Origin of the sequence: Staphylococcus sp. HGB0015, assembly GCF_000411275.1 — a bacterium.
Taxonomy (GTDB): Bacteria; Bacillota; Bacilli; order Staphylococcales; family Staphylococcaceae; genus Staphylococcus; species Staphylococcus schleiferi.
Genome location: NZ_KE150417.1, coordinates 170,665 through 185,266 on the forward strand (window position 1 = coordinate 170,665; position 14,602 = coordinate 185,266).

Here is a 14,602-nt window from a genome sequence, read left to right on the forward strand (position 1 = left end):
ATACCATTGCACGTTTACGTGCGATGGTTTAAGGGCGTGCTTTTTTAGGTAAACAGAAGAAAAAGTAAGGGATGATGTAAAGTCATTTAAGAAAGAAGATAATTACGTATTAAGGAGAAAACAAATGTTTCGGGAATTATTAACTATTAAAAATTATAAGCTCTTTTTAGTCAACATGATGCTGATTGGCATGGGGATTGCCATTACAGTACCTTTTTTTGTGCTATTTGCAACAAACCAACTCGGGATGACTACCAATCAGTTTGGATTATTATTGGCACTTGCGGCAATTAGCCAATTCACAATGAATAGTATTGTAGCGCGTTTTTCAGACACACATGCTGTGAATCGTAAGTTATTAATTATTATTGGGTTATTTATGGGCGCGATTAGCTTTGCACTCCCCTTTTTTATTCATTCTATTACGCTATTTATTATTTTATATGCCATTTTTCAAGGGCTGTTCGCGCCTGCAATGCCACAACTTTATGCATCTGCGAGAGAATCTATTGATCAGTCGACTTCAAGCAGTCGCGCCGTTTTTGCGAATTCTGTGCTGCGGTCTATGTTTTCATTTGGTTTCTTATTTGGACCATTAGTGGGCAACATCCTTAATCAGTCATGGGGCTATAGCGGGCTGTTCGGAGGCACTGTCGCAATCATTTTGACAACGCTACTTTTACAAGTCTTCTTTTTCAAAGATATCAAGACGAAACAACCCACGCGTACAGCGACACATACGGAACAAAATGCGCCTTCTATGTTGAGACATCGCTATCTTATCGTGCCATTTGTTGCTTTTGTGTTATTACATATTGGGCAATGGATGTACACACTCAATATGCCACTTTTTGTTACGAAATATCTTGGTGAAGAAGAGAAATATGTAGGTCATTTAGCAAGTTTATGTGCAGGTTTAGAAGTGCCTTTTATGATTATTTTAGGCATTGTTGCGAGTAAGGTTCAAACACGAACGCTGCTAGCTATTGCGGCTGTTTGTGGCAGTCTCTTTTTTGGAAGTATCGGCGTGTTTGAAAGTGTGAGAATGATGTTAATCGGTCAAGTCTTACTTGCAGCATTTTTAGCTGTTTTATTAGGTATAGGGATTAGCTACTTTCAAGATATTTTGCCACAATTTCCAGGTTATGCTTCAACATTATTTGCAAATGCAATGGTTGTCGGCCAGTTGTTAGGAAACCTGCTAGGCGGTGCCATGAGTGATTGGATTGGTTTAGGCAATGTCTTCTATGTCTCTGCATTATCATTAGCATTAGGTTTTGTATTGATTTTATTTACTAAAAAAAGCCCAAAGACAGTTGAAGCGAGCTAAATTCGATACAGAAAAGAGGCTGGACAACTGAGGAGATAAATAGGGCTTCATTTGCGAAGTGATTTAAATAGTAACTAAAAAACGAGGCTAGGATATGCTCCTAGCCCCTTTTTTAATCATTTAAGCACAAATTAAGGGTGCGAAGAAGTTTTATTTTTTTCGCCTGCCTTCAAGCACCTTAGTACTTTTGAAGATTCATATGTAATATAAGAAAGCGTCGTCGCTTTACTTTGGACGGTGGCCGTGCTTAACTTTAGCGCCATGAAGGTCCGGTCTGTTTCTGTTTGTGATTCTGTAAATAAGCACCTACAGGCACAATAATGAGTGATGCCACAATAAAAGCCCAATTGCTGATATGAATATAAGGACCAAACTGTAAAAAGTTTTGTGGGAAGAAGAAAACAATAAAAATAATCACCACTAAAGCGATTAAAACTATGTAACCTAAAAGCCAGGCAATTCGGGAATAGCTAAAAGCTTGCAGCTGTACCATTTTAAAGCAAGCCCAAACAAACAAAAATGTAATAAAAATACCTAAAATAAAAGTGAACGGGAAAGTATAAAGATAAATTCGGGTATCATTGATAAAGAAGCCTAAAAAACCTTTTAAAAAGCAAAAGAGGCCTAATAAAAAAATAATATGTTGGAAAATATAACGAAATATATTGATAAATGTATGGTTGGGTAACTCTTTAATCGTTTGGATTGCATGTTTTTTGGGATCATGATTAAAAAAATACATCGCATGCATCCCTTTATTTTCAGCATTAAGCAAATGCGTCAAAATACGTTGTAGAACAATTTCTGAGTCATGTGCATTGACCCGCATATCTGCGCGTACATATGTCATATAGCTTTCAAATATTTGACGGTCTGTATTATTTAAGCGCAATGACTTAACATTATTTTCTTTCATGAGTTCGTTAGTTGTCTTCATTGGTCATGCACCTCCCTTTATTCGGTTCAACATTAAACTGTCACTATTATGACGATTTTATAGAAATAAATCAATACTTAAGAGAGAGGAATCCCTTATGTTTTTACTGAAACCAGAAAATCACCATTATATACATCAAGTGGCATCAATACATGTACAAATGTTGTATGAACAGCGTCATAGCAATAAAAAGACTGTGAGTCAGATGGAAATTGCATTATACGAAGAAATGATTGAACGTCGGTTGCGCTATACACAAGACTGGCTAGGTGTGATGAGGGAAGACGACGATAGAGTTCAAGCGTATGGATGGGCGCATTTTGATGGTACTTCTCAAACAGTGACGATTGAATCTCTTTATGTAACACCTGCTTATCGTAAACAAGGCTATGCAGAGCAATTCAAACAAGAAATTGAGCAGTGGGCAATCAAACGAGGGGCACATCAGTTGATTGGCAAAGTGGATAAGAATAATGAAGCTATGATAGCATTGAACCAAAAGTTAGGTTATCAAGTCGAAAAGTATACGATGGTTAAAAATCTTGAGCATTAAGACGTTAGGGAAGTGCGAATCGAGCTGTTTTCGAAGATAGTCTCTATTTTTGTAATAAGGAAAGGCTAAAGAAGTTAAGAGTGAATTCAGATTTTTTATCACGATGCGCATAGCCTCGTTATGCTAGAAGTGTAAAACCATGATAGAATAAAAGAGAAGTATTTTTTGATATGGGAGAAAGAAAATGAAAAAATGGCTAATTATACTTGTGACACTCACATTTGTTTTGTCTGGTTGTGGGAAGAGTGAAAAGGATAAACTGCAAAATGAAATTCAATCGCTAGAAAAAGAGCAAAAAACACTCCAACAAGAAAATGAGAAGTTAAAAAAGCAAGGTGATGATTTAGATCATCAAATTAAAAATGTAGAAAAATCTATTGATGAAGGTAAATCAACGGATACAGAAAAGAAAAAAGATAAACCGCAAGAAAAAGAAAAAAACCATCAAAAAGCCAATCATACAAAAGAACCAACAAGCGCTAATGAAAAGGCGTCTACACATAAAAAGACGAATGAAGTGCATAAAGAACAAGCAACTTCAGATTCAAACGACAAGCAACATTAACCACACGCAAATTATAAAGGCGCGTAATGGAAAGCCTTCACTCATTGACTACATCTCAAGCGTTTGATGTTAAAATGGAGAGGGTATTAAAAACACATATATGAACGTACAGAAAAGAGGGATTGCACATGTATGAAAAGGAATTTGAGTTATTAGAAGGTCGCGACATGTCTTTAATTGAACTCGGACGTGAGCTTGAAAATATTACAGGTTATTCAATTATAGATGCAACAGGTGAGTTGAAACGTGTAATTGCATTAAAACCAAATTTTGATCATGATTGGGAAACGTATGTCGCAACATATCGTTTGAACCATAAAAATGATTTTGTTGATGCGACATTTACAACAAGTAAAGGTCAAAATCCAAATCGCATAAAAGAAGTACCCGTTAAAATCCAACTGATTAGCTACATTTCAAAGGCATAATGGATATGGCATCACTTTTGCAGCTCTATGGCTATTGTAGCTATAGAGTCTATTTTTTATGAGCTGTTACAATGGGGGGATCATCAATGACAGTATATATAGAGACAGCACGACTAAAGCTAAGAGATTGGCAAGAGGAAGATTTACTACCTTTGCAACAATTAAATGCAAATCGCCAAGTCAGACAATATTTTCCGAGCCTGTTAAGCTATGAAAAATCAAGACTTGATTTTGAAGCGATGAAAACTTATCTTTCTAAAAATGAAGTCGGTTTATTTGCGGTTGAATTGAAAGCGACAAAAGAGTGGATTGGTTTTATTGGTGTGAATTACATACCTAAAACGAGCGACTATCCATTTGATAATTTACCTTTTTATGAAATTGGTTGGCGTTTATCACCAGAAGTGTGGGACAACGGAATTGCCACTGAAGGGGCGGAAGCGGTTTTAAATTATATTAAACAGCGAGGAGTATCCGAGGTATATGCCATCGCTGCACGCATTAATCGTCCTTCTATTCGTGTAATGGAGAAAATCGGAATGTCTTTTTATGATGAATTTGAAAAAAGAGAGCTAAGCCCGCATCATGTCTTAAAACAACAAGTTAGATACCACAAACCGCTTTATGATGACGTGGCAGAGGCGCATAAAAAGTCGTCGTAATTAAATAGAAGAAATGTCCAAAAATGGTGAAATGAAAAAAGGGAGTGGCATCAATCCCTAACAAGGGTTTTATTATACCAACTCCCTTATATGGCGTAACACGCTATCTCGAATGATTGGGATTAATCATATGTCCGTGTTGAGATAGGTTTTGCATTTTTAAGGCCTTCTAATAAACTTTCAGGCGTTTCATAAAGGCGTGCGAGATGCGTATATTTTTCATCAATAAATCCTTCTTTAATCATATGTTCAATTAAATTTTGAAGCGGATTAAAAAATTGTTTCGTATTATAAATACCAATTGGTTTTTGATGTAACCCAATTTGTGCCCAACTATAAATTTCAAAGAATTCTTCTAAAGAACCTGCACCGCCAGGAGCCATCACAAAAGCATCAGCTAAATCAGACATTTTTTGTTTTCGCTCATGCATCGAATCTACTAAGATTAATTCTGATACTTTTTGGCTTGTGATTTCTCGTTCATCTAGAAACTTAGGCATAACACCTATCACGCGTCCGCCATAATCTAAGACACCTTCTTGTATGGCGCCCATGATACCAACAGAACCTGCCCCAAAAACTAACTCAATTTGATGTTCTGCGAGGTACTTTCCTAGAGCGTATGCTTCTTTCACATATGTATCATCGTGACCTTTGCTTGCACCACAAAAAACAGCAATTCTTTTAATCATATTGCCTCCTCCTTAATATTGATGAATCTATTTGAGTATCATCTTCCAATGACCCGGTTTAGGTGACACATAATACGTAAAACTTGAATTAAAGGCGTCTACGCAATCGCGTCACCTTTTTTAATCACTGATTTTAAATAAAAAATTATGAAATCAGGTCATCTGTTACTGTTGTGTCTCAATTAATTTTAACAATTGTGATTCAAAAGATAAACGTTGATCTTGATTAAAAGCTTTTGGCCCTTTGGGATAACGTTTTGATTTTCGACGTTCTTGTTGATGATAATAACGTTGTGTGAGCAAACGTTCTATATTTTGAGCCGTATATAAATGTCCTGTATGATGCAAAACATATTTGACTTTATTTAAAAGTAAGCTCGCTAAACCATAGTCTTGTGTGACAACAATATCGCCGGGTTGAGCATATTGAAGAATCATAAAGTCAACGGCATCTCGACCTCCATCGACATATTTCACTTCAACGTGTTCGGGAAATGATTGAACAGAAAAATGGTCGTATGTGCGAAAGAGATATACAAAGATGCCTGTCTCAGACGTCAAACGAATAATCGAATCTACGACTGGACAAGCATCACCATCTATCAATATACGCATTGATTAATCCTGCTTGTTACGTGCATTTTGAGATGTGTCATTTAACTGTTCATCTTTTTGGAAGGATTTCATATTTGCTTTCAATGCTTTTTCACGTGCTTTTATATTCTTTTCTTCTTCTTTACGCAGTGCTTCTTGATGTTTTTTTAATTTTTTATTCATTTTTTCGATTTCTTTTTTATTTTGTTGCTCGATTTTATCGCCACGCTGCTTTGTTTTCAAATCTATGCTTCCAGGTGTATGACCGACTTTTTCTTCATACTTTTGCATTTTTTCCATATTTTTAACTAAGTTTTTTTGACGTTGCGCTAACGCTTTATCTTCTTCTTTATGGCGTTTTGAAATTTGTTTGTCTAATTTCTTTGAAAGTTTATCGATTTCTTTGCGATTTTCTTTCGCTAGCGCTTCACCACGCGCGCGTACATTTTCAGGGCGCATATAGCGTTGTTTTTCCGCTTCTTTTTTCATCGCTTTATTATAATCATGACGTTGTTTTTTAGTTTGAACACGATTTTTTAAATGGCTAGAACCAGAGACGACAGAGTCTTTAACATACCCAGCAGCATGTCCTGCTTTATGTGCTACTTTTTGAGAGGTATGCACGGTCGTTTGCGTCACTTTTTGTACATCTGGATGAGACTTGAACTTTTTACGTTCAACAATGAGTGGGACGAGAAAGACAGGTAAGATGTTTATAATTGTTTTGATCGTTTTGTTCATGAACGTTGCCTCCATTTGTGAGTATACTTATGTGTTATTACCCTTTCGCGCTTGGAAATAAACGCTTAAAGGTCGAGGTGAAAAAGCGTATGTAAAAGAGGGCGCCTTTAATCTTTAAGTCAACTGCTAGAGATTAAAGTACGCCCTCAATTTGACCCATCACTGAGATGATGATTGTGCGTGCCCCTTTTTATAAGATACCGTAGTAAACGACTGCGATAACGACGACGAGCACAATTCGATAAATAGCGAAAGGTAGTAACTTCACGTTTTGAATCAATTTTAAGAAAAGTTTAATTGAAATAAAACCAAAGATAAATGCAGCTAAAAAGCCTAAAATGTAAAACGGGATATGCGCAAATTGAATATAATTATAATGCTTTACGATGGATAAACCACTTGCCGCAAGCATAATAGGCACAGCCATCATAAAAGTGAAATCTGAGGCTGATTTGTGGTCTAACTTCATCAAGACCCCTGTAGAAATTGTTGATCCTGAACGAGAGAAACCCGGCCACATCGCAATAGCTTGAGAAAGTCCGATAACAAAAGCTTGGAAATAGTTAATCTCATCAACAGTTTTTGGATTTCGAACGTTGCGACTATACTTATCAGCTAAAATCATATAAATTGCGCCAAGGAAAAGGCCAATGAGAACAGTTGGTACACTGAATAAATACTTTTCAATTAAATCATCAAATAAAAATCCTAGTATACCAGCAGGAATCATACCGACAATAATATGTGATAATTTCAAACGTCGTGGCTTAGAACGTCGACCTTCTTGACGTTCAGGTGCATACTTACCAATATGTAACATTTCGAAATATTTATGTCGGAATACCCATGCTGCAGCAAAAATGGAACCTAGCTGTATGACAACCTTAAATGTAAAAGCAGATTGTGAGCCTAAAAATTCAGTCGACTTGAGCCACATATCATCGACGAGAATCATATGCCCAGTGGAAGAAACAGGTGCAAACTCTGTGAGACCTTCCACAATACCGAGAATGATTGCTTTGATCAATTCAAAAAATAACATACAAGTACCCTCTATTCATTTTTGTTTATTTGTTAATATAATATAGCATATGATAGCACAAGAACCCCTCACATGTCTTTAGTTAACCTATATTCTAGGACCAAAGTATGAAATCAAACTTAGATAACATGAAGAGATATCTAAAAGAGGACGTTATCCTATCTTAGTAAAAATAATTAAGTCTTGATATCAAAAGGTTGATGATATTCGAAAATCTGTCACATCTTCGAAACGAGTTCAGGCGCATTGATTCAGCGTACGAACATCATGAAAATCGATTGAAAATACCAATTTAATTTTTAGCTTTCTGCCTTATAAACAATGTAAAATAGAAAAAATAACGCATCCAAAATGGAGGCACGAAAAATGAAACAATTGCATTCATGGGCAAAGAAATTTTACTTATATCCATTATTAATGGCGGTTGTCTGCTTAGCTTTAGCAATCACAGTCGTGACACAAAATATTACGATTGGTGTGATATTAGACCGTCTACTTACAAATAAATCCACCCACTGGTTACCGATAGTGACACTTTTAGCAGTGGCACTTTTAATGAGAGCAAGCTTAGATTATTTGAATTCGTGGTTAGGTGAAAAACTTGCGCATCGTGTTCGGGCGACGATTCGACACCGTTTATTGAAACAAGTGAATCAACAAGCCGTTGGTGAAAGATTAACAATGGCTACTGAGACACTATCCGATATGCTACCGTTCTATCGAAATTATCTACCTCAAGTTTTTAAATCTACGTTTATTCCATTTGTCATTATTGTTGTCATGTTTAAAATCCATATTCCTGCAGCACTGATTATGTTAGTGACTGCACCTTTTATTCCAGTCTTTTACATTGTGTTTGGATTGAAAACACGAGATGACGCCAAAGACCAAATGACTTTTTTAAACCATTTCAGTCAACGTTTTCTCAACTTGACTAAAGGATTAGTCACTTTAAAATTATTTAATCGTTCAGAACAAGCGGTGGAGACTGTTTCACAAGAGAGTACACAATTCCGTGACAAGACGATGGTCATTTTAAGAAGTGCTTTTCTTTCAGGATTGATGCTTGAATTTATCAGTATGCTAGGCATTGGACTGGTCGCTTTAGAAGTAGGGTTAAGTTTGATTGTCTTTAAATCTATTCATTTCTACACAGCAGCTATTGCGTTAATTATGGCACCTGAATTTTATAATGCGATTAAAGATTTGGGACAAGCATTTCATACCGGAAAAGAGAGTGAAGGCGCAAGTGATATTATTCATGAGGCGCTCGATAATAAATTGCCGAGACAAAAGTTACCTGTGATAGATACCACACAGACCTCTCTCATCCAAGTTCGAGAGCTGTCATTTCGTTATGAAGGTATGGCGAATGAGGTTCTGAGTGATATTCAATTTGATATTAATAAAGGGGACAAAATTGCGCTTGTAGGCCCTAGTGGTGCTGGAAAATCAACATTGATTCAAATCTTACTTGGAGAATTGGCGCCACAAAAAGGATATGTTTCCTATCAAAACGCCCACCTTAAGATCGGTTATTTATCGCAAAATCCATATATTTTTAATGCAACGATTGCTGAAAACGTAAGTGTATTTAACACAGTTCCGCGTGAAAAAATAATGACTATTCTGCAAGCGGTCAACTTGTGGGATAAAATCAATGCTTTACATGACGGCATTGATACCCTGATTGGAGAGGGTGGTGAGATGATGTCAGGAGGAGAAATGCGTCGAATAGAATTGGCACGTCTTTTGTTAATGCAGCCAGACTTTGTTGTTTTAGATGAGCCTGTTGCTGGATTAGACCGCGCAACTGAACAGTTGATTCAACAAACGTTGGATGCCTATTTTAATGAGACGACGCGTTTGACGATTGCACACAGACAACAAACGATAGCACATGCGAACCGTCGAATTTATTTACAAGACGGAAAGGTACGCTCTGATGATACCCAAATTCAAATTGATTTCAAAGCGGATCAACAGGATGGTGATGTTTAAATGAATCAATACAATCAAAAATTAAACCGAACCATTAATATTAAATGGAACAAAGATATATTAATGGCCATCTTTATAGGTGTTGTAGGGAGTGCGGTTGCTTTAGGCATGTTTTTCTTAAGTGGCTATATGATTACACAAAGTGCGCTAGGTGCGCCTCTCTTTGCATTAATGGGACTCATTGTTACAGTGAAATTATTCGGTTTTACTCGTGCAATTACACGTTATTATGAGAGACTACGTTCTCATCGGGCCACATTTACGATGTTGCGAGATGTACGTGTACAACTCTACCGCGCTTTAATTCCAATCGTACCGGATGTATTTCGTAAATTTCGTTCAAGTGACTTATTAGGTCGTATGGTGACACAAGTGGAATCTTTGCAAAATGTGTATTTACGTGTCTATTATCCGCCTATTGTGATAGGAATAACGACTTTATTAACAGCGGGGGTCCTATTTTATTTTTCATGGACACATGCGGTATTAATCCTATTCACGATGGTGTTAACGCTGTTGGTTTTGCCTTGGCTGCAAGCACAACAAGCTAAGCAAGTTCAGACGACTGTTAATCAATCTCAACAACAATTTATGCATGAGTATCATGACAGAATTTTAGGACATAATGAACTGCGACGCTTCAATAGTTCTGAAAAATATGAGACTAAGCTTTCCAAAAGCGAAACCCACTTTAATTCAGCAGAACATCATTCACAACTCGGACATTTAAAGTATGCGTATGTGAGAAATATTATAAGTATGGTTGCACTCTTGGTCAGTATCATCCTAATTATTGTGATGGTCGAAAAGCAATATGTGGACGTTGTTTATGCGACAAGTATTATTTTAATGATTCTGACATTACTTGAACAAGCAGTGCCAATGAGTCAAGTGGCTTATTATAAGAGTGAGACAGAACTTGCGCAACAAAGTTTATCAGAAGTGATGCGCGAACAAGGTAGTGAAAAGGGGCACCAAAATTTAAATATTGCAGACATTGAGAACGGCGAACCAATGTTCAATTTGACAGATGTGTCACTACGTTATGAACATCAACAAAGACCCATTTTATCTCATTTGAACTTAACGATTCATCAAGGTGAGTATGTGGCGATTGTTGGAGAATCAGGTGCAGGAAAATCAACGCTATTATATCTTTTGATGGGCTTGTACGAGACAACAGAAGGTCAAATAACGATCAATCAGATGCCTATAGGCCAACTCGATACGTCGCATTTTCATGCGCAAATCAATACCTTGTTACAACAACCGCACTTTTTCGATGGTACAGTGTATGATAATTTATTGACCCAAGCGTCAGAGACAGAATGTCGTAAAGTGTTAGATCAATTGCAGTTAGCGCATATTCCATTAGAACGACCGATTACGATGACGAAAACGGCGCTTTCTGGTGGAGAATTTCAACGATTAGCTATTGCACGTATGCTGCTTCGTCGACAACCAGTTTGGATCGTTGATGAGCCAACCACTGCGTTAGATATCGAAAATTCAAAATTGGTCATGCAACAGCTTCATCAACAAGCGCAAACGTTGATTGTCGCGACACATGATATGGAATATTTAAAAGGTTTTGATCGTGTGATTGTTATGCAAGAAGGAAAAGTGGTAGGAGATATGTCCCCAGAATCATTTTTGACGCAATATGTTCATCACCCCATTGAACTATAAACCATATGTGTTGAAGCGATAGCCTAATGATAGATGAGATGTGCAATGTAGAGTAGAAAAAGGCAAAATAAAAAAAGTGCGTGAATGCAAAGTCGTTTATGCATTCAACGCGCTTTCAGTCGTTGATAAAGTATGTATAGATAAACCAAGGTGGTCAATATCAAATACCTCATTTTTTTGATATGATTTCGTAAATATTGATTCGGTCCCCAAAAATCAAAGTCTATCTATAGCAATACACTGTCATATTTGAAACTTAGAATAACTGATTTTATCACCCATTAAATAGAACACACTTCAAGAACTGTTAATTATTATTTCTTTTCTTCAAATGCAGTAATTACTTTTTCAAGTAATCGATTGAGCTCCTTAACCTCATCAGTTGTTAATGATGAAGCTTCAGTAACAAGTTGTGATGCATTTGCGAGCTCTGGTTGCATATCTTTGCTTTTTTCAGTTAAATGTACAAACACTTCACGTTGGTCAATTTCAGAACGTTCTCTTTTAATGAGATTAATTTGTTCCATACGCTTTAATAATGGTGATACTGTACCCGTATCAAGCGCTAAGTCTGTTACAACTTTCTTTACATTAACAGGAGAATGGTCCCATAAAATTTCTAATACTAAAAATTGTGGATACGTGAGATTGTATTTTTTGAAAATTTTGTTTGAATAATAACGATTAACTTGTCTTTGTGCGTTATACAAACTAAAACATACTTGCTCTTTCAAGTTTAAATGGTCAGACATAATTAGTTCTCCTCCAGACATTCTATTCGTTTTCTCTCTCTATCACGAATGGGAACCCGTCCATAATCGAGTGGATTTAAGCCGTTCTCACTTAAATCTATGCTATCCTTAAAATATAGCATGCGGTAATTTTAGAAGATAAAGCGTACTTTATCAAGTTAAAAGTCAGACATACACATATATTATAACAGATTTGTAGATTTATTAAGAGAAAGGATTAAATTTATGCTTAAAAATAAAACGCGTCTTACAATCGTTAATGGGTTTTTAGGAAGTGGCAAAACCACATTCTTAAATCATTATATGACGCAAATATTAAAAAAAGATGAGAAAGTCGCACTCATTGTAAATGAATTTGGAGATTTTGATGTGGATAGTCGAATTTTAAAGGATTACAACGTCAAACAATCCATATTGCAAGGCTGCATTTGCTGTGATTTACAACATGATTTAATTGCAGTTTTATATCAACTGAGTCAACAAGAAAACAATGTTGATCATATTATTATTGAAGCGACAGGGATTGCAAATCCGATTGATGTTTTGATAGCTTGCCAAGACCCACTTATTGCGCAAGCCTTCGAAAATCCAGAAGCGATTTGTATTGTAGATAGTTCAAGATTTTTATCTCGACAAAACTATTCGAAACAAACGCTTGATTTATTAGAAGACCAAGTTCGGGCGAGTCAAACGATTGTTATTAATAAGGTTGATTTATTAACAAATGACAGCGACTTAAAGGAAATTGTAGAAGCGATTGAAACCATTGCTCCCAAAAGTCGTGTGTTAATTTCAGACCATGGACAAGTGCAACAAACTGTCATTGAAAACACAGGCGCTGAGTATACGTTACCTGAGCATGCACATCGTCACGGACATCATGCGCACCATAATCATGAACATCACCATGATGGTAATCATCATCACGACCATCATCATGCGCATTATACAAGTCTAAAATATACTTTTAGTTCAGCAATTTCACAAGCGCAGTTGGTGCAGTTTATCCTAAAATTACCTGAAAATGTGTTACGCTTAAAAGGTTACGTTAGACTTCGAGAAAGTCCGAATGAAATGTATTTAATTCAATATGCTCAAGGTTTGCCTACGATTGAAAGTGTTGGAGATGTAGATTTTCCATCATCAGTCGTTTTGATTGGGGAGCAATTAGATGAAGCCAGACTCAGAAATAATTTGGATGTGCTACAATTTAGCTAATATGGATCAATCAAGAGGTGTTATTTATGGAGAAGATTGCAATTAATCAACATGTACACTATTCAAGAATTATTCAAGGATTTTATCGTGCAGATCAGTGGGGAATGACACCACAAGAAATGAATCGCTTTATTCATGAATTGGTTGAGCGAGGTGTCACAACCATGGACCATGCAGATATTTATGGCCATTATACTGTAGAAGGGATGTTCGGCAAGGCGCTTGCGTTATCTCCTGCGCTTAGAGATCAACTGCAGATTGTGACAAAGTGTGGGATTGTCCAGCCAAACACGATTCACCCTCATCAAACCGCACATCGATATGATCTTAGTAAAATACATATTAAGCGTGCAGTAGAGCGGTCTTTAAAAGAACTTCAAGTTGATTACTTAGATAGTTTACTCATTCACCGACCTTCACCACTGATGCAGCCTTGTGAAATTACAGATGCTGTGAAAGATTTGGTCGATGAAGGTAAAATTCGTTCGTTTGGTGTATCTAATTTTAAACGCGCACAATATGAATTGCTTAATCGATGTTTGAAAGACGATAAATTTCATATTGCAGTGAATCAAATTGAAATTTCTCCACATCAATTGATCGCTTTTCAAGATGGCACGATTGATGATATGCAACGCGAAAACGTCAAATTAATGGCTTGGAGCCCTTTTGCTGGTGGTGCACTATTTCAAAATGACGATCAAAAAGGACAACGTGTTATGAAGGAACTTAAACGGATTGCACAAGCACATCACACAACTGTTGAAGCCGTTGTTTCGGCTTGGTTTAAAAAGCATCCTGCTCAGATTATGCCGATTATAGGGACGCAACAGTTAGAGCGACTTGATCGTGTAATCCAAGGGCTTGATATTGAATTATATGACCAAGAATGGTTTGATATATTTACTGCGGCACAAGGTTATGATATTCCATAATTTGTCACAACTTGTCGGTGCATCATATTTAAAAACATTGTAAAATCGGATTATTATGAATTGAAGTTAGGGGCAGTCTTATGACAGAAGAAGAAAAAATTAAACGTAGTCGTTTTAAACGCAACGTCATCGCTATACCTTATATTATTTTTGCACTCATCGTTGCATTTTTATTTATCTTTTCACCTGATACGGTTTGGTTAGTGACAGTTTTTGGTATTTTTATGGTTTATAACGTCATCGCGATGTTCATCGCATTCTTATTTAAATACGGTCGTACAGCATTGTATTTATTAATGATGACCGTGTTAATGATTGGCGCATTTTCGTTATACTTATATATGTTTTTCAAATATCACTAATGTAAAGAATGGCACTTTTATCATCAGCTTATTGAAAAAGACTGATGTAAAAGTGCTGTTTTTTTGATAAGGACGCAATGTTTATGACCTAAAGTAACGAG

16 protein-coding genes are annotated in these 14,602 nt (G+C 36.4%); 10 read left to right on the forward strand and 6 right to left on the reverse strand.

Features of this window, described 5'->3' with window-relative positions; translation table 11 throughout:
- The first annotated feature begins 124 nt into the window (after nucleotides 1-124).
- A complete protein-coding gene (locus HMPREF1208_RS00820; RefSeq protein WP_016424432.1) occupies nucleotides 125-1,330 on the forward strand; it encodes a sugar efflux transporter in 1,206 nt (401 codons plus the stop codon).
- A gap of 253 nt (nucleotides 1,331-1,583) precedes the next feature.
- On the opposite strand, the gene HMPREF1208_RS00825 is transcribed toward HMPREF1208_RS00820, so the two are convergent.
- Nucleotides 1,584-2,267, reverse strand: coding sequence for a DUF1129 family protein (locus HMPREF1208_RS00825; RefSeq protein WP_016424433.1), 684 nt, complete (start codon nucleotides 2,265-2,267; stop codon nucleotides 1,584-1,586).
- Between the two features lie 97 nt (nucleotides 2,268-2,364).
- On the opposite strand from HMPREF1208_RS00825, the gene HMPREF1208_RS00830 reads away from it, so the two are divergent.
- The 4 genes from HMPREF1208_RS00830 (at nucleotide 2,365) to HMPREF1208_RS00845 (ending at nucleotide 4,475) form a co-directional block, all read left to right on the forward strand.
- Nucleotides 2,365-2,820 carry a GNAT family N-acetyltransferase gene (locus HMPREF1208_RS00830; RefSeq protein WP_016424434.1) on the forward strand — a complete coding sequence of 152 codons (456 nt, stop codon included), beginning with the start codon at nucleotides 2,365-2,367 and terminating at the stop codon, nucleotides 2,818-2,820.
- Nucleotides 2,821-3,004: 184 nt separating this feature from the next.
- Nucleotides 3,005-3,385, forward strand: coding sequence for an SA0632 family lipoprotein (locus HMPREF1208_RS00835; protein ID WP_016424435.1), 381 nt, complete (start codon nucleotides 3,005-3,007; stop codon nucleotides 3,383-3,385).
- 128 nt (nucleotides 3,386-3,513) lie between these two features.
- Nucleotides 3,514-3,813 carry a hypothetical protein gene (locus HMPREF1208_RS00840; protein WP_016424436.1) on the forward strand — a complete coding sequence of 100 codons (300 nt, stop codon included), beginning with the start codon at nucleotides 3,514-3,516 and terminating at the stop codon, nucleotides 3,811-3,813.
- 86 nt (nucleotides 3,814-3,899) lie between these two features.
- The gene (locus tag HMPREF1208_RS00845) at nucleotides 3,900-4,475 is read left to right on the forward strand and encodes a GNAT family N-acetyltransferase (RefSeq protein ID WP_016424437.1); all 576 of its coding nucleotides are present in this window, start codon (nucleotides 3,900-3,902) and stop codon (nucleotides 4,473-4,475) included.
- A gap of 122 nt (nucleotides 4,476-4,597) precedes the next feature.
- On the opposite strand, the gene HMPREF1208_RS00850 is transcribed toward HMPREF1208_RS00845, so the two are convergent.
- From HMPREF1208_RS00850 to HMPREF1208_RS00865, 4 genes are all read right to left on the reverse strand, one after another.
- On the reverse strand, nucleotides 4,598-5,164 hold the full coding sequence (locus HMPREF1208_RS00850; RefSeq protein WP_037559190.1) for a TIGR00730 family Rossman fold protein: 567 nt from the start codon (nucleotides 5,162-5,164) through the stop codon (nucleotides 4,598-4,600).
- A gap of 168 nt (nucleotides 5,165-5,332) precedes the next feature.
- On the reverse strand, nucleotides 5,333-5,782 hold the full coding sequence (locus tag HMPREF1208_RS00855) for a YaiI/YqxD family protein (protein ID WP_016424439.1): 450 nt from the start codon (nucleotides 5,780-5,782) through the stop codon (nucleotides 5,333-5,335).
- 3 nt (nucleotides 5,783-5,785) lie between these two features.
- Nucleotides 5,786-6,502, reverse strand: coding sequence for a hypothetical protein (locus HMPREF1208_RS00860; RefSeq protein ID WP_016424440.1), 717 nt, complete (start codon nucleotides 6,500-6,502; stop codon nucleotides 5,786-5,788).
- Nucleotides 6,503-6,692: 190 nt separating this feature from the next.
- Nucleotides 6,693-7,544 carry an undecaprenyl-diphosphate phosphatase gene (locus tag HMPREF1208_RS00865; protein ID WP_016424441.1) on the reverse strand — a complete coding sequence of 284 codons (852 nt, stop codon included), beginning with the start codon at nucleotides 7,542-7,544 and terminating at the stop codon, nucleotides 6,693-6,695.
- Nucleotides 7,545-7,910: 366 nt separating this feature from the next.
- On the opposite strand from HMPREF1208_RS00865, the gene HMPREF1208_RS00870 reads away from it, so the two are divergent.
- The gene (locus HMPREF1208_RS00870; RefSeq protein WP_016424442.1) at nucleotides 7,911-9,545 is read left to right on the forward strand and encodes an ABC transporter ATP-binding protein/permease; all 1,635 of its coding nucleotides are present in this window, start codon (nucleotides 7,911-7,913) and stop codon (nucleotides 9,543-9,545) included.
- On the forward strand, nucleotides 9,546-11,234 hold the full coding sequence (cydC, locus tag HMPREF1208_RS00875) for a thiol reductant ABC exporter subunit CydC (protein WP_016424443.1): 1,689 nt from the start codon (nucleotides 9,546-9,548) through the stop codon (nucleotides 11,232-11,234). It begins immediately after the preceding gene.
- 314 nt (nucleotides 11,235-11,548) lie between these two features.
- Here the strand turns inward: cydC and HMPREF1208_RS00880 are convergent, their stop codons facing one another.
- Nucleotides 11,549-11,986, reverse strand: coding sequence for a MarR family winged helix-turn-helix transcriptional regulator (locus HMPREF1208_RS00880; protein ID WP_016424444.1), 438 nt, complete (start codon nucleotides 11,984-11,986; stop codon nucleotides 11,549-11,551).
- A gap of 225 nt (nucleotides 11,987-12,211) precedes the next feature.
- On the opposite strand from HMPREF1208_RS00880, the gene HMPREF1208_RS00885 reads away from it, so the two are divergent.
- The 3 genes from HMPREF1208_RS00885 to HMPREF1208_RS00895 all read left to right on the forward strand — a co-directional run bounded on the left by HMPREF1208_RS00885 (nucleotide 12,212) and on the right by HMPREF1208_RS00895 (nucleotide 14,501).
- On the forward strand, nucleotides 12,212-13,204 hold the full coding sequence (locus HMPREF1208_RS00885) for a CobW family GTP-binding protein (protein ID WP_016424445.1): 993 nt from the start codon (nucleotides 12,212-12,214) through the stop codon (nucleotides 13,202-13,204).
- 26 nt (nucleotides 13,205-13,230) lie between these two features.
- On the forward strand, nucleotides 13,231-14,139 hold the full coding sequence (locus HMPREF1208_RS00890) for an aldo/keto reductase (RefSeq protein WP_016424446.1): 909 nt from the start codon (nucleotides 13,231-13,233) through the stop codon (nucleotides 14,137-14,139).
- Nucleotides 14,140-14,219: 80 nt separating this feature from the next.
- Nucleotides 14,220-14,501, forward strand: coding sequence for a hypothetical protein (locus HMPREF1208_RS00895; RefSeq protein WP_016424447.1), 282 nt, complete (start codon nucleotides 14,220-14,222; stop codon nucleotides 14,499-14,501).
- The last annotated feature ends 101 nt before the right edge of the window (nucleotides 14,502-14,602 follow it).